We start from the raw sequence: 15,167 nt of genomic DNA on the forward strand, positions 1-15,167 counted from the left end.
GGGCGATATGACGTGTACGCGAACGAATCGCCAGAGGATGCGGCGGATATGTGGAAATGCGTCTTTTTGAGGAAGCGCAAGGAGAGCGCCAAGGCAGCGAATCCGCCTTTGCGCGAGCCGGCATTGTGCCGGCTGCGAGTGAATGGCGCGGCAACCTGAGCGCCGCGCGTAGTAACGGTTCGGCAGGATGCCGCCGAACCGGAATTACATACAAGCCTCTTCGAAGCGGATCAAGCCTCGCCCGTTGTGGGCGTAGGCGTCTGCACCGTCACGGGCGTTTCGACGACGGACGCAACGCTTTTCACGGGTGCCTTCTTTGCGGCTGCCTTTTTCGCCGGCGCCTTGCTTGCGCCGGTTTTCTTTGCGGCGGCTTTCTTTGCAACTACGCGCTTGCCGGCAGTCGGCGCGGCAGACTTCGCGGCAACCTTCTTAGCGGCAGTCTTCTTGACGGCGGCCTTCTTCGCGGCAACTTTCTTTACAGCAGCTTTTGCGCCTGCCGATGCCTTTTTCGCAACCTTGCGGCCCGCCGACTTCGCCGTTACAGCTTTCTTCGCGACGGGTTTCTTCGCCGCCGTTTTCTTCGTAGCTGCCTTTGCAGTCACCGCGGGTTCTGCTGCAGCCGCAGCAGCATCGATCAGAAACTTGCTACGGTCTTTCACATCTTTGATCCATGCCGGCGGTCGAGCGTGACCGCTCCACGTTGCACCCGTCTTGGGATCGCGATACTTGGGCGGCATTTTGCCTTTCACGGCCGATGCGATTCCGGCCTTGCCGCTGCTGACGCCAAGACGCACTTTGCGCTCGCGTTCGCGCCGTGCTTTTGCGCGACGCTCGATATCTTCCGTTGTGAGACCGTGCTTGATCATCAGTTCACGGATCTGGTCCAACGCACCTTGCGCGCGTTTAGCCAGGAGCGTTTCGGCCTGCGTCTGCAGTTTCTTTATACGTGCCTGGATGATTTCCAATGTAGCCATTATTGCCTCCCTTTGAATTACATAGGCGGACTATGCCACGGAATTGCTTAGAAGCGCTATCGTTTTAAAGCTTGAGTAAGAAAACCGTTGCCCACCGATATGCCATTTCTGTTAAGCCTCGCATAAGGCTCGTCACACGCAATTGCTGATGCGGCTTTTGACATTGGATTGCATGTCGCGAGAATAACGACCCGCTCTCAAACGTTAATTCCTTGGACTGCCAATTGCTGCATGGCCGCACGCCTGCGCCCAACAGGAGGACACTGATAAACTTTCAGCGTCCCTTTCCTTTGCGCTCGCATGCGCGTCACCGTGCTCTTTGATGGCCGCTTCAACACCTGGAGATATTGATGGAGCACGCGTACGTCCAGCTGCTGCACCTGCTCGCAGGCCACACTGCGTGGACGCTGGTCGTGGTGTTTCTTGCTGCGTTTCTCGAAGCCGTCGCGATCATCGGCACCTTCGTGCCGGGCAGCACGGCAATGTTCATTGCAGGCGCGCTGGTCGGCACGGGCACGCTGAATCTCGGCTGGCTCTTTGCGAGCGCGATTGTGGGCGCCGTGGCGGGCGACGGTATGAGCTACTGGTTCGGCCGTCGTTATAAAGACACGATCAGCAGGCTCTGGCCGTTCAGCACGCATCCAGGCCTGCTCGAAAGCGGCCAGAAGTATTTCGACAAGCATGGCGCGAAGAGCGTCGTGTTTGCGCGCTTCGCCGCACCGCTACGCGCGATCGTCCCCGTCGTCGCGGGCATGCTCGAAATGCCGCCCATGCGCTTCTATGCAATGAACGTGCTGTCCGCGTTGCTATGGGCGCCCGCGCATATTCTTCCCGGCGTCGTATTCGGCGCGTCGATCCAGCTGGCGGGCGCGGTGTCCTTCCGTCTCGTCGCGGCGCTGGCGATCGTCGTGGCAATCGTATGGCTTTGCTTCTGGGTGATGCGCGTGGTCGTCTCGCACGCACGCGCATGGGCCGGCGCGTCGCGCAGCGGCCTCGTGAAGTGGGCGCGTGATCACGAAGCGCCGTATGGAAAGCTGGTCTATCGGATCGTCGATCCTGAGCGCGCGGCTATCGGCCTGCTGGTCGGCATTTCGGTGTTCGTGCTGGTGTGCGCGGGCATCTTCTTTGGCGTCATGCAGGACGTCGTATCGGGCGATCCGCTCGTGCAGGTCGACATGTCGTTCTATCGCTTCCTGCAATCCGCGCAGGCGCCGTGGATCGGTGAAACGCTTGCGCGCGCCTCGACGCTCGGCAGCATTCCGACGCTCGCCGCGCTGGTCATTGCGTCGACCATCATGATCGCCTTCGAGAAACGCTGGCGCATGCTTATCTATTGGCTCATCGCAGTGATCTTCTCGCAGGTGCTGATCTTCGCGATCCAGGTAATCGTGCCGCACGCGCCGCCCGCCGCCGCGCCATCCGACCTCTATGCGTTTCCCAGCAATCACGTCGCTGCGAGCGTCACGGTGTATGGCTTTCTCGCGTTCGTCGTGGCACGCCGCGTCGGTCTGGTGACGGGTATCGCCGTCACTGCGCTCGCGAGCCTGATCGTGATCACCGTCGCATTCGCGGGCCTGTCTTCCGGGCGCTTCGCGTTCTCCGATGCCGTGGGCGGCGCAGCATTCGCGGCCATGTGGGTCGCTGTCGTCGCATTGACGGCCGTATGGCGGCATCCGGAAACGCCGCCTTCGCGCGAATACATGCCCGCCGTTCTGCTGGTCGTGCTGTGCGCGAGCGTCGGTCTGCAGATCGCCTTGGGACATCAGCCGGACGCAGCGCCGCAGGTGCGCCAGCGGCCACCCGTGGTCGTCACGCAGGCGCAATGGACGGATTCGCTGTGGAAGCAGTTTCCCTGCTATCGCTCCGACATGAAGGGCGACCGGCGCGAGCCGATTACCGTGCAATGGACGGCCGACCGGCAGCAGATCGTCGCGCAACTAAGCAGCAGAGGTTGGCTCGAAGGCACGCGTTTCAATGCGCGCAGCCTGTTCTCGCTCGTGTCGCCCGACGTGCCCGTGATGGATCTGCCCGTGCTGCCCAAGCTCAACGACGGCGTACCGTCGACCCTCGTCTTCAGCCGTCAGCGCGCGCGCACCGACGAACGCGACGTACTGCGTTTCTGGCGCACGGGCTATGCCGTTGCGCGTCGCGACGGCACGGCGCCCACGCCGATCTGGCTCGGCTCGCTGGTGCATGAGCGTCTGCTGCGCCCTTCGTGGCCCTTCAATGTGCTGCGCACCGACAGACAACTCGATCCGCTCATTTCCCCAAAATCGGTTAACGGCGAGTGGCGAGAACTCGAACTGTCGAGCAGCATGGGATGCACCGACATTCCCGTCACGCTGATCGCATCCACCGAACGTTAAGGCATTTAGACCGCTTGTATCGGTTCTGCGGCCGCTTGCTAAGCACGCGGCACCTTCAGCCGTGCAACAATGAACGGCAGCCAGCGCGCGTCGAAGCAATGCAATGCGCAAGGAGCTATTGCAATTGGTCGATTTCAATCCGTCGGCAATTTCTACTTGGGGCGCAGCCGTTGTCTTCCTGAACGTGCTGCTTACGCGCCTCGGCATTCCCGTGCCTGCCGTCCCTGTACTCCTGCTCGCGGGCACGGCGATCGCCAATGGCCATCTGTCCTTCTGGCACGTGCTGACTGCCGCGCTCGCCGCCGCGCTGATTGGCGACGGGATATGGTTTACTGCGGGCCGCATGCTCGGACGCCGCCTGATCCTTGCGCTCGCGCGGCTGTCGGCCGCCGTCGAAACGCGAGTGCGCAAGGCGCGTGCCCTCTTCATGCGCTTTGGACCGGCAATCGTCTCGGTCTCGAAGTTCGTACCGGGACTTGCCATCATCACGCCGCCGCTGATGGGCACGACGCGCGTCGGCATCGTCATCTTCTTCGCGTGGGACGCCGTCGGTATCGTCGCGTGGGCAACGTTCTGGATGCTCGGAGGCGCGATTTTCGAGCGGCAGCTGAGCCTGCTGATTCACGAAGTGCGAGCGCACGGCTGGACGATCATCGATGTGCTGACCGCCATCGCCGCGAGTTATCTGGTGTTCCGTTTTGTGCAGCGGTGGCGTCTGCAGCGGCCGCTCTCGCTTGCTGCAATCTCGCAGGAGCAGGTCGACGCGATGATGCGTCCCGACAAACCACCCATCGTGCTCGACGCCCGCCCTGAGCACATGAAACGACAGACGCCGCAGTCCATTCCCGGCGCGCTGCCGCTCGACATCCATGCGCCCGGCACGGTCGACGCCGCGTTGCTGGCTCGCGATGTCGTCGTCTATTGCGTCTGCGCCGACGATGTCACGGCAAGAACGCTGTCGCAGCAGATGCGCGACAAAGGCTTTACGCGGATTCGCGCGCTAAGAGGCGGGCTGGACGCGTGGGAGCGGCGCGGCTACTCCGTCGAGCCCTTGACCGAACAGAACATAAGCGCGGCGCAGCCCGGGCGCGAGAAAAACCGTGCGCTGCCGCAAGAACGTGGCATTACCTTGCGCGGTATTGCACCAAGCGGCGCCGTCTCCAGTTAAATCGCGTGTGTTCTCACGCGTCTGTTTGCCCCATTGCGAAGCACCCAAACGCTAAAGAAAAGCCGCGCTTCGGCGCCGTTAAGACTAAGGCTTTAGCGTATTGGCGGACTACATTCAATTGCACATCCCTTGAAAGCAAGCTGGCGCGGTTCTCGCTAAGATTCCTTTTTTAAGATCCGGTTACTAAAGACCGATTGTTCAGGTAGAACCTGGGGATCAAGTCTGGCGCTGGCTATTTGTCGTGCTGTTCTGCGATATCGAGCGGCCCATGTACTTCCGCTTGGCCGCCGCATTGAACCGGATGTTCTCGAATGTCGTGATGCGCGCGGCCAGTTCGCCGAATGAAGAAGGCGATCGCACCGGTTTCCTGAACCGCGCATTCAAATATGTGTACGCGATTCGCCGCGTCGGCAAGCGCCGTAGGGTGTGGCATCGGCCGACTTGCTATGTCGTCAAATGGGTGCTGTTCGGCTCGATTTTCGTCGGGATCACTGACGCGCTATAAAGCGTGACGCTTTGGCGCGCCTGGCACACTTAGCCGCGCGCCACTTCCTGAACGGGCGCAAGACCGCCGACGACGATCCGGTCACGCCCCGTCGCCTTCGCCTGATAAAGACTGCGGTCGACTTCCTGCAACCACGTGTGGTAGTCGGGCAAGTCGTCGGTCAATTGGGCAATGCCGACGCTAATCGTACACGGGCATTCCGTCGACGCCTCTTTCGTCTTCTCCCTCACGCGCTGCACCAGCACCTTCGCAACCGTATGCGCCTCGCGCAATGTCGCGCCCGGCAAGACGACGCCGAACTCCTCGCCGCCATAGCGGCCAATGCTGTCGCCCGCGCGGAAATGGCTGCGCAAAAGATCGGCGAACGCCTGTAACACTGAGTCGCCAGCAGGATGACCCAGCGTGTCGTTGATCCGCTTGAAGTGATCGAGGTCGATCAGCAGCAGGCACGACGCGTAGCGGTTCGCGCGGCAGCGCTCGAATTCCCCGGCAAGCAGCCCTTCCCAGTGCCGGCGGTTCCAAAGGCGGGTCAGGCCGTCCGTGCGGCTCAGGTGCTCGAGCTCGCGCGTGCGCTGGGCGAGCTTGAGCGACAGCCGGTAGCTCGTAAAGCCCAACGCAAGGGGATAAATAATGAGGAACGGCAGACACGCAAGGATGGTCGGCATTTGCGACATCGGCGAAAACACGAAGCCGACCGTGACGAGCCCCGTTAGCACGCCGAGCACATGCGCGACCACGCCGCGTGCAAAGAGCCGCAAGCCGCCCGCGGCGATGTTGTCCATGCTGAGCATCGCGAGAATCAGCACGCCAGGCAGCACGTTGAACTGCATCGCCACGACCCAGAAGCCGCCGAGCATCGAATCGGCCATCAGGTTCAGGCGTTCGCCGCGAAACGGCACTTCACAGGCAAGCGCAGCGCGCCGCGCGACATGTGGCCAGATGAAACCATGAAACACCAGCAGCGACCACAACACGAAGCCGCGATGCTGTAGCGCGAAAACGGAAGCGACGCAGAAGAAGCCAAGCCCCAGCCCGGCAATGCGCAAGCGATAAATGCGCTCGACAAAGCTCTTCCCTTGCCCGGCCCTGCTTTTCGTTGCCAACTTTGTCGATCCCCGAGCAAATGACTGCGAGAATGAGGCCGCGCGCGTTCGTGCGCCGCGTGCCGCAGGGTCCCTGTTTGAACCAAGCTTTGATACAGACGTTGCGCGTTTCGATGCGGGCGCAACATCATGGATTGGTATAAAAAAATGATACCAGTATCCGCAGTGGGTAATTAGTCCATTTACGCGATGGAAGCGCTTCTGTGGTTTTTCGGTATTTGCGCACGAGCCGCGATGGACGTTTAACGTTTGCGTCGCACAGTAATGAACGTCAATGACGCTAGAGGTTCGGCTTGCTCGAAGAGAACAATGTGAAGCAAGTGAATCGACTGAAGTGAGTCAAAAGCGCTGCAAGCGACGAGCAGATCAATGGCCGCTGATCAAAGGCACCCGCGCAGCCGCCGATGTTTCGACGCTACGCTGCGTCAGCCACACTTCCTGTTGCAGCCAGTCGCGAAACACCGTTACATGCGGCAGGTCGCCCTGTTCGGGACGCGTCACGAGCCAATATGACTGATGTCCGTCGACATGCACGTTCAGCATCTGCACGAGCTGCCCATTGGCGAGTTCGTGCGCAATCATATGACGATCGGCGATCGTGATGCCGAGGCCGTCGACGGCGGCGCGTATCGCGTGATCGAGCAGATCGAACTCGAAGCCGCCCGACGTATCCACGCCTTCGATGCCCGCCGCCTTCAGCCAATGCTGCCAGGTCAGATAACGCTGGTTGTCGCCCGCTAAAACATGCAGCAAAGTGAATTGATTGAGATCGATGACTTCATTGCCCGCCTGGCGTGCGAGCAACGCGGGCGAGCACACGGCGATATGCCGCTCGTTCATCAGCAGCAGATTGTCGAATCCTTCCCATTCGCCATTGCCGAAGCGGATCGCGCAATCAAGCACGCTCGACTCGGCAAGATTGTCCTCTAGCCGCGTCGACAGGCTCAATTCCAGTTCGGGATGCTCGGTATGCAAGCGCCCGAGGCGCGGCAGAAACCAGCGGCTCGCGAAAGTCGGCGGCGCATTGACTCGCAAGCGATTCAGATGCGTCTTTTCCTGAATCGAGCGCACGGTCCATTCGATCTTGTCGAACGAATGCTGCAACGCCTGAAGCAGCACGCGGCCCGATGCCGTGAGGTCCAGATGATGATGCCTGCGCTGCAATAGCGTTTCGCCGAGTTGCTCTTCGAGTTGCCGCACCTGGCGGCTCACCGCGCTTTGGGTGACGTTGAGCAATTCCGCCGCGCGCGTGAAGCTGCCCGTGCGCCCGGCGACTTCGAAGGCTTTGAGCGCATTGAGCGCTGGCATTTTTCTTTTCAAGGAGGTCTCGATTCCGGATCGGCGCTCTGGCGCCACGCGCTCATTTTAGCGTCTGGGCTGCGGATGCCTTCTTCTGACGCATCCCATTTAACGGGCGACGCGCGGCATCTAAACTCGCGTGACGCGGCGCACAAATGTTAAGGGGCATATCCGTCACGCGTTTGTCATCGTATCGACATGCTGGGCTTGCAGGATCTGAGATCCCCCCGACTATCCCCCGAGGCCCAGGCCATGCCGGAACTCTCATATCCGCAGACAGGCACCGCGAGTGCCAAAAACCGCAATTTAGGACTCGCCGTCTTTGTGATTGCGCTGGTCGCTGGCGCGATCTACTGCGCGTTTCAGCTGGTCGGCGACCTCGAATCCGTTCGCACCGGATCGATCGTCGCTTATCTGCTGCTAGGCGTCGCCCTTCTGATCGCGCTCGGCTTCGAGTTCGTCAACGGTTTTCACGACACGGCTAACGCCGTCGCGACTGTGATCTATACGCACTCGCTCTCGCCTAACGTCGCGGTCGTGTGGTCCGGTACGTGGAATTTCCTCGGCGTGCTGACCTCGAGCGGCGCAGTCGCATTCGGCATTCTTCAGTTGCTGCCCGTCGAACTGATTCTGCAAGTGGGCAGCAGCGCAGGCTTTGCGATGGTGTTCGCGCTGCTGATCGCCGCGATCATCTGGAATCTGGGTACGTGGTGGTTCGGCCTGCCGTCGTCGAGCTCGCATACGCTGATCGGCTCGATCATCGGCGTCGGCCTGATGAACCAGCTGCTGCATGGCGCGGACGGCACGAGCGGCGTCGATTGGGGGCAAGCCGCCGGCGTCGGCAAGTCGCTGCTGTTCTCGCCGCTGATCGGCTTCCTGCTCGCGGGCCTTCTGCTGCTGGTCCTCAAGGCGCTCGTGCGCGTGCCCGCGCTGTACGCTGAGCCGAAAGGCAAAGCACCGCCGCCGTTCTGGATTCGCGGGCTGCTGATTCTGACCTGCACGGGCGTGTCGTTCGCGCATGGCTCCAACGACGGCCAGAAAGGCATGGGCCTCATCATGCTGATCCTGATCGGCACCGTGCCGACCGCCTATGCACTGAACAAGGCTGTCACTGCCAACGAAACGCAAACCTTCCTCGCCGTTTCGCAACAGGCTTCGGCCGCGCTCGGCAAGTATGCGACGCAAGGGGTGCCGCCCGTCGTCGCGCCGCGCAGCGAAGTGGAGAACTACGTCCGCACGCGGCAGCTCATGCCCGCAACAGTGCCCGCGCTGCAGAAGCTGATGGAGCAGATCGGTCAGCAGGTCAGCTCGTCGGGCACGATGGCGAACGTGCCGCAAGACAAGGTCGATAACGTGCGTAACAACATGTACGTCGCCTCGGAAGCGATCCGTCTGATGGAAAAGGCGAAGCAGCCCGCGTTCGCAGCGGACGACGCCAAGGCCATCGATAACTTCAAGAAGCAGATGGACCACGCGACCAAGTTCATTCCGACGTGGGTGAAAGTCGCCGTGGCGATCGCGCTGGGTCTCGGCACGATGGTGGGCTGGAAGCGCATCGTCGTGACAGTGGGCGAGAAGATCGGCAAGCAGCATCTGACTTATGGACAGGGCGCATCGGCCGAACTCGTCGCGATGGTCACGATCGGCGCCGCCGACATGTACGGCCTGCCCGTGTCGACGACGCACGTGCTGTCCTCGGGTGTGGCAGGCACGATGGCCGCCAATGGCTCAGGCCTGCAATGGGGCACCGTGCGCAGTCTGGTGCTCGCGTGGGTGCTGACGCTGCCCGCATCGATCGCGCTGTCCGGGGGACTGTACTGGTTGTTCCGTCACCTGTTCTGACGACTCGCACCTTGCCGCCGCGCCGATTCGATCAGGCGGCGGCAAAACAAAAAGCGCGGCATTTTCATGCCGCGCTTTTCATTTCAGCCCTTCAAACAGGGATCAGAACACGTCGGGCACGATCATCGTATCCGGCACAGGATGACGGCTGTAGTCCTCATGGAATACGCGTTCCGGCAACACGATGGACGGATGTTCGATCTCGTGATACGGCACCTGGCTCAGCAGATGATGAATGCAGTTCAGTCGCGCGCGCTTCTTGTCGACGGCCTGCACGACCCACCACGGCGCCTCGGCGATATGCGAGCGCTGCAACATCACTTCCTTCGCCTGCGTATAACGCTCCCAGCGGCGACGGCTTTCGAGGTCCATCGGGCTGAGCTTCCATTGCTTGAGCGGATCGTGGATACGCGCCTGGAAGCGAATTTCCTGCTCTTCGTCGGTGATCGAGAACCAGTACTTGATGATCTGAATACCGCTGCGCACGAGCATCTTCTCGAACTCGGGCACCGAGCGGAAGAACTCGTCGTATTCGTCGTCGGTGCAGAAGCCCATCACGCGCTCGACGCCCGCGCGGTTGTACCAGCTGCGATCGAACAGCACCATTTCGCCGCCTGCGGGCAGGTGGCTGACATAGCGCTGGAAGTACCATTGCGTGCGTTCGCGGTTGTTCGGCGCGGGCAGCGCCGCGACCCGGCATACGCGCGGATTCAGCCGCTGCGTGATGCGCTTGATCGCACCGCCCTTGCCAGCCGCGTCGCGGCCTTCGAAGATCACGACAAGGCGATGCCCCGTCTTGACGATCCAGTCCTGCAGCTTGACGAGCTCGCCTTGCAGACGGAACAACTCGCGGAAATATTGCTTGCGCAATTCGCGCGCTTCGGGCGTGAAGCCCTCGCCGCCGTCGAGGATGCGATCGTCGACTTCCATTTCGAGTTCTTCGTCGTACGCATCGACGAGGTCTTCTTCGAAGCGGCGCTGCCGGGCGGCGAGCGACTCGGCGTCAAGTTCCTGTTCGGATTCCTTCATCACAGTGGCTCCTGTTCTTTCCGTAGCGCGGAAAAGGGTGTACGCGGCGCGTGGGCTCGTGTGATTGTCAGCTTTCTCAGTGTCAGTCATATTACTCTTGCGCAACGGGTGTGGCTCTTCAAAGTACCTTTCGGGCGCCGCTTCAAAGCCTGTTCAAAGCCTCTTGGCGATGCTGATCTCGTGGCCGTCGGGATCGGTGATATGGAAGTATCGTTCGCCCCATGAGGCATCGGCGGGTGCGGCCTCGGGCTGGTATCCCGCTGCCAGCGCCTTGTGATAAACGGCGTCCACGTCGGACACGTGAACGATCACGCGCCCCCACCATAGCACTGGTCCTCTCGTGTCGAGAATCACGTTCAGATAGGTGCCGCCGAACGCAAACGACGTGAACGCCTCGAAGGGTCCGCCGTAGGCAAGCGGAAAGCCAAGCGCCACATAAAACGCAACGGCGCGCTCCATGTCGTGCGTGGCGAGCGTGACAGCACTGAGCCCTTCGAATCGCGGCTCTTGCGCATGGCTCTGTGATTCCGGCTGATTCATCGCTGACTCCCCGCTCCAGAAAGTGAAAACAGCGGACACCGCCCACGGGCGATGTCCGCTGCAAAGCGAATCGACGAGGCGCCGCGTAATTGGCCGCGACGCCAGCGTATGCCGCGAGATTACGGTATCACACGCGACACGCCGCGTCCGCGCGGATCGGATACAGCCTCCGGCTGCTCGCCGTTGATCTTGATCGCCTGAATGTCGCCGTTGAAGTCCTGCGGCTTCAGCGTATAGCCCTTCGCTTCGACCTGCTTGGCGAGGTCGCCTTCGATAGGCGCATACGGCTCCCAGAAGATCGTGTTCGGCGGCAACAGTTGATGGTGGAAACGCATCGCGCTAACGGCGTCTTTCAACGGCATGTTGAAGTCGTACACGTTGTTGACCACCTGGAAGATCGACGTGAAGATCCGTGATCCGCCCGGCGTGCCGATCACTAGCGAAACCTTGCCGTCCTTCGTCAGAATGGTCGGCGACATCGACGACAACGGGCGCTTCTTCGGCTCGATCGAGTTCGCGTCGCTGCCCACCACGCCGAACATGTTCGGCACGCCGGGCTTCGATGCGAAATCGTCCATCTCGTCGTTCAACACGATACCCGTGCCTTCCGCAACAACGCCGGAACCGAAATAGCCGTTGATCGTGTATGTATTCGACACGGCATTGCCCCACTTGTCGACCACCGAGAAATGCGTCGTCTCCGCCTTCTCGGGCATCGACGTGCCGAGGCCCGGTTGCACGCTCTTCGTGTCCGACGGCGTGTTCGGATTCACTTCGGCCGCGCGCTTCGCAATGTAGGCGTCGTCCGTCAGTTGTGCGACGGGTACCTTATAGAAGTCCGGGTCGCCCAGGTACTGCGCGCGATCGGCAAAGACGCGCTTTTCGATTTCCGAAATCAGGTGAATGTACTGTGGCGAGTTGAGATCGACATTGGTGAAGTCGCTCTTCAGGTCCGCCTTCATCTTCAGCAATTGCACGAGGCCAATGCCGCCCGAACTCGGCGGCGGCGCGGTGATCACGCGATAACCGTTCCAGTTCGCCTGAATGGGCTGACGCCACACAGCCCGGTAGTCCTGCAGATCGCGCTTCGTGATGAGGCCGTGACCCTTCATCGACGCCGCAATCAGATCGGCCGTCTTGCCGTTATAGAACTCTCGCGCGCCCTGATTCGCGATGCGCGTAAGCACGGCCGCGAGATCCGGTTGCTTGAAATTGACACCCTGTTTCAGATTGCCGAAATAGGTGTCGAAATTCGTCTTGCCTTCGAAGTCCTTCTCGGCGTCTTCGCGGCGCTTCGCAAGCTGCTCGTCGACTTCGAAACCGTCGCGCGCATATTTGATGGCGGGCGCCAGAACCTGCTTCCATTTCAGCTTGCCAAAACGGTGCTGTGCTTCCCACATGCCTGCCACGGTTCCTGGCACACCCGCTGCGTAATAGCCGAAAAGGCTCTTGCCCTTGATGACATTGCCCTGATCGTCGAGAAACATGTTGCGCGTCGCAGCCAGCGGCGCACGCTCGCGATAGTCGATGAAATAGGGCTTGCCGTTGACGTACAGCGTCATGAAGCCGCCGCCGCCGATATTGCCTGCCTCAGGGTACGTGACGGCCAGCGTGAACGCGATAGCGACAGCCGCGTCGACGGCATTGCCGCCTTCCTTGAATATCTGCTCGGCAGCATCGGCGCTGTACTTGTCAGCGACGGCGACGGCCGATGCGGTCAATACGGGTTGCTGCGGCGGGGGCGCCTTCGCGTAAGCAGGTGCGGACTCGAGCAAGCCGGCGGTAGTCGTGAAGAGCCCTGCGACGGCCAGTGCTGTTGCGGAGAATCTCGCTTTATCGATTAGTTTCAATGCGTGCCTCCAAAGACAATCATCCAGTGACGGAACCTAAAGCCTGTCTTTGGGCTTATAACACGCGACGAGTACATTTGCGAAGCAACCCGACATGCTGCAGGCGCAGCAAATTGCTTCGTTCGACTACTCCAATTGCAATACGACTGCGACGCTGCTAAGCAGCCGGTGATTCATTCAGCATCTCCCGCACATGACGGCACTCGCCAATACGATCGAAGCGCCAATGCAAGTACTCGGCCTGTCGTGCAACGAAGCGACGGAACGAGCCCTCGAGTTGTTTTCGATGTTGAGTCTCGCGGTTAAGTGCAATCACTTTGCGCGCGCATTAGCGCGCATCCTAACGTGATGCCGTTCGATGAAGTGGCGTTCGGCGCGATCGCGAGCTATGCAGCGAAGAGCACAATCTGACGATGCGAATCGTTACGCATCAGGTGGCTTTTTGCGCGTGAATTTGCAGACTGTGTGCGCGTCTTCTCGCAAGGTAAGATCATCGAGCAGGGACCGCAGCAGCAGTTCTTTGCATCGCCGCAGCATGAACGCACGCAGCAGTTCCTGCGCGCGGTTCGCGAAGCGGTTTAAAGCGTTCGGCGTCAAGGCGTGACGTTCGTGAAGGCACGCGTCACGCTTCCCCTCTTCCGCCGCGTGCGAGTTCTTCGCCGCTGTTGTGCGGCAGCTTCGCCGTCACGGGAATCGACGCGAGCGAGAACAGACCAACCACCAGAAACGCGGGCCAGAAGTCGGTCCACACGATGGTCGGATGCCCTTGCACGTTGTGCGAGATCTGCAGCACGATGCCCGCGATCGTCACGCCGAGACCCAGCGAGATCTGCTGCACGACGCTCGCGACGCTCGTCGCGCGGCCCACGTCGCGGCTCGGAATGTCCGCATAGGCGAGCGAGTTCAGCGACGTAAATTGCAACGACGGAAACACGCCGCCGAACAGCACGACGAACCAGATCACAGCGTGCGGCGTTCCGGGACCGAACAGTCCATAACTTGCGATCGCGCAGCCGGCCAGCGCTGCGTTGAACATCAGCACGCGCCGGAAGCCGAAGCGCGCGAGCACCGACGACGCGATCGTCTTCATGAAGATCGAGCCGAACGCCGATGCGCAGGTGATCGTGCCAGCCGCGAACGGCGTCATGCCGAGCCCTTCCTGCAACGCGAGCGGCAACAGGAATGGCACGGCGCCCAGGCCGATCCGAAACAGCGAGCCAGCGACGACGCTCGCGTGAAAACTCGGGATGCGCAGCAGCCTGAGATCGAGCACCGGCCGTTCGACACGGCTCGCGTAGCGCCAGTAGACCAGCAGCAACGCGGCGCCGAGCACGCACATCGTCACCGATACACGGTCCGATACCAGTTCGCCGCCAACCAGCGACAGGCCGAGCATGAACAGAGACGCGCCGCTCGCCGACAGCACGAAGCCGGTCCAGTCGAGCGGACCGGGATGCGCTTCGCGCATGTTGGCGATGTGTTTGTTCGTGAGCCAGATGCCGAACAGGCCGATCGGAATGTTGACGATGAAGATCAGACGCCAATGCAGATAGGTCGTGATGAAACCCCCGAGCGGCGGCCCGACGACGGGCCCGAGCAGCGCGGGCACGGTCAGATAGTTGACGGCGCGGATGAAGTCCGACTTCGGCACCGACCTGAAGATGATGATGCGCCCGACGGGCACCATCATTGCGCCGCCGATGCCTTGCACGAAACGCGCGGCGACGAAGAGCGGCAGCGTCGTCGATGCGGCGGCCATCAGCGAGCCGGCCATGAAGATGCCGATTGCAGTGCGGAATACGGAGCGTGGGCCGTAGCGGTCGGCTACCCAGCCGCAGACGGGGATGAACACGCCGAGGCCGATCACGTAGGCCGTGATTGCGAGCTTTAGGGTGATTGGGTCGTGGCCCAAGTCCCGGGCCAGTACGGGTAGGGATGTGACGAGGACTGTCGAGTCGACGTTTTCCATGAACATCGCGCAGGCGACGATCAGTGGAACGATGAAGGTGCCTATTGCCAGAGGCATGGTTTTGGTTTGGTTTTTGTCTGCGACGCTGTTGAGGTTTGCTTGGGTTTTTGTGCTGCGCGGGCTGGGTTGGTTTGCTTGGGTTTGCGCTGGCATCCGCGATTACGTTAGCTTGCTTCACGCGTCGCCCCTGTGCGGGGCGGCACCTACTTTTCTTTGCCGCCGCAAAGAAAAGTAGGCAAAAGAAAGCGGCTAACACCGCCAACATTTCTTCTTGCCTGAGGGCCCCCAAAGGTTCTTACACTTCACACGGCAATCACGTGACTCTTGCTCGTTACCAGCGCTCTGAATGAACGCCTCACCCGCTTCACGCGCCCGCGTCGCAGCATGCCGTGCCAGCTATTCCAGCGCCGCCCAGGTGGCAAACTGTGTGTAGGCCGTAGAGCCTCGCATGCCTCACTTCGGACCGATAGCGCAGGCGTCCCACCCTGTAAGAGCGCAACCCTGTACGACGCGACAGCCTAC

At 61.1% G+C, this 15,167-nt stretch carries 11 protein-coding genes and 1 pseudogene; 5 read left to right on the forward strand and 7 right to left on the reverse strand.

The genetic code is table 11. The annotated features are described in order from the left end of the window. Positions 1 to 230 precede the first annotated feature (230 nt). Complete coding sequence (locus tag BLT65_RS40595; protein WP_091789362.1) at positions 231 to 974, reverse strand: H-NS histone family protein; 744 nt, start codon at positions 972 to 974, stop codon at positions 231 to 233. A gap of 350 nt (positions 975 to 1,324) precedes the next feature. Between BLT65_RS40595 and BLT65_RS40600 the strand changes: the two genes are divergently transcribed. The 3 genes from BLT65_RS40600 to BLT65_RS40610 all read left to right on the forward strand — a co-directional run bounded on the left by BLT65_RS40600 (position 1,325) and on the right by BLT65_RS40610 (position 5,013). Further along, the gene (locus BLT65_RS40600; RefSeq protein ID WP_091789365.1) at positions 1,325 to 3,340 is read left to right on the forward strand and encodes a bifunctional DedA family/phosphatase PAP2 family protein; all 2,016 of its coding nucleotides are present in this window, start codon (positions 1,325 to 1,327) and stop codon (positions 3,338 to 3,340) included. A gap of 124 nt (positions 3,341 to 3,464) precedes the next feature. Next, positions 3,465 to 4,508 (forward strand): VTT domain-containing protein, encoded by a 1,044-nt coding sequence (locus BLT65_RS40605; RefSeq protein WP_167306638.1) that lies wholly within the window; start codon positions 3,465 to 3,467, stop codon positions 4,506 to 4,508. A 268-nt stretch (positions 4,509 to 4,776) separates the two neighbouring features. After that, entirely contained in the window at positions 4,777 to 5,013 is a 237-nt protein-coding gene (locus tag BLT65_RS40610) for an aspartyl/asparaginyl beta-hydroxylase domain-containing protein (RefSeq protein ID WP_244186982.1), read from the forward strand. Between the two features lie 29 nt (positions 5,014 to 5,042). Here the strand turns inward: BLT65_RS40610 and BLT65_RS40615 are convergent, their stop codons facing one another. Both BLT65_RS40615 and BLT65_RS40620 read right to left on the reverse strand, forming a co-directional pair. Next, positions 5,043 to 6,116 (reverse strand): diguanylate cyclase, encoded by a 1,074-nt coding sequence (locus tag BLT65_RS40615; protein WP_091789371.1) that lies wholly within the window; start codon positions 6,114 to 6,116, stop codon positions 5,043 to 5,045. A 366-nt stretch (positions 6,117 to 6,482) separates the two neighbouring features. After that, a complete protein-coding gene (locus BLT65_RS40620; protein WP_091789374.1) occupies positions 6,483 to 7,424 on the reverse strand; it encodes a LysR substrate-binding domain-containing protein in 942 nt (313 codons plus the stop codon). Between the two features lie 243 nt (positions 7,425 to 7,667). Between BLT65_RS40620 and BLT65_RS40625 the strand changes: the two genes are divergently transcribed. Next, positions 7,668 to 9,257, forward strand: coding sequence for an inorganic phosphate transporter (locus tag BLT65_RS40625; RefSeq protein ID WP_091789377.1), 1,590 nt, complete (start codon positions 7,668 to 7,670; stop codon positions 9,255 to 9,257). A 102-nt stretch (positions 9,258 to 9,359) separates the two neighbouring features. Here the strand turns inward: BLT65_RS40625 and ppk2 are convergent, their stop codons facing one another. The 3 genes from ppk2 to ggt all read right to left on the reverse strand — a co-directional run bounded on the left by ppk2 (position 9,360) and on the right by ggt (position 12,676). Next, positions 9,360 to 10,286: a polyphosphate kinase 2 gene (gene ppk2, locus BLT65_RS40630; RefSeq protein WP_042309849.1), complete on the reverse strand. Its 927-nt coding sequence runs from the start codon at positions 10,284 to 10,286 to the stop codon at positions 9,360 to 9,362. A 153-nt stretch (positions 10,287 to 10,439) separates the two neighbouring features. Beyond that, entirely contained in the window at positions 10,440 to 10,826 is a 387-nt protein-coding gene (locus BLT65_RS40635; protein WP_091789380.1) for a VOC family protein, read from the reverse strand. 119 nt (positions 10,827 to 10,945) lie between these two features. Continuing rightward, positions 10,946 to 12,676: a gamma-glutamyltransferase gene (gene ggt, locus BLT65_RS40640; RefSeq protein WP_091789383.1), complete on the reverse strand. Its 1,731-nt coding sequence runs from the start codon at positions 12,674 to 12,676 to the stop codon at positions 10,946 to 10,948. Positions 12,677 to 12,863: 187 nt separating this feature from the next. Between ggt and BLT65_RS48615 the strand changes: the two are divergent. Continuing rightward, positions 12,864 to 13,258: pseudogene (locus BLT65_RS48615) on the forward strand (ATP-binding cassette domain-containing protein); the annotation flags it as partial. A 40-nt stretch (positions 13,259 to 13,298) separates the two neighbouring features. Here the strand turns inward: BLT65_RS48615 and BLT65_RS40650 are convergent. Further along, positions 13,299 to 14,702 (reverse strand): MFS transporter, encoded by a 1,404-nt coding sequence (locus tag BLT65_RS40650; RefSeq protein WP_091789386.1) that lies wholly within the window; start codon positions 14,700 to 14,702, stop codon positions 13,299 to 13,301. Positions 14,703 to 15,167 lie beyond the last annotated feature (465 nt).

This window comes from Paraburkholderia steynii (genome assembly GCF_900100565.1).
Taxonomy (GTDB): domain Bacteria; phylum Pseudomonadota; class Gammaproteobacteria; order Burkholderiales; family Burkholderiaceae; genus Paraburkholderia; species Paraburkholderia terrae.

Excerpts from the sequence above, each read along its gene's own strand:
- BLT65_RS40595 (WP_091789362.1), bottom strand. The coding sequence starts at position 974 with ATGGCTACATTGGAAATCATCCAGGCACGTATAAAGAAACTGCAGACG.
- BLT65_RS40600 (WP_091789365.1), top strand. The coding sequence starts at position 1,325 with ATGGAGCACGCGTACGTCCAGCTGCTGCACCTGCTCGCAGGCCACACT.
- BLT65_RS40610 (WP_244186982.1), top strand. The coding sequence starts at position 4,777 with ATGTACTTCCGCTTGGCCGCCGCATTGAACCGGATGTTCTCGAATGTC.
- BLT65_RS40620 (WP_091789374.1), bottom strand. The coding sequence starts at position 7,424 with ATGCCAGCGCTCAATGCGCTCAAAGCCTTCGAAGTCGCCGGGCGCACG.
- BLT65_RS40625 (WP_091789377.1), top strand. The coding sequence starts at position 7,668 with ATGCCGGAACTCTCATATCCGCAGACAGGCACCGCGAGTGCCAAAAAC.
- ppk2 (WP_042309849.1), bottom strand. The coding sequence starts at position 10,286 with ATGAAGGAATCCGAACAGGAACTTGACGCCGAGTCGCTCGCCGCCCGG.
- BLT65_RS40635 (WP_091789380.1), bottom strand. The coding sequence starts at position 10,826 with ATGAATCAGCCGGAATCACAGAGCCATGCGCAAGAGCCGCGATTCGAA.
- BLT65_RS40650 (WP_091789386.1), bottom strand. The coding sequence starts at position 14,702 with ATGCCTCTGGCAATAGGCACCTTCATCGTTCCACTGATCGTCGCCTGC.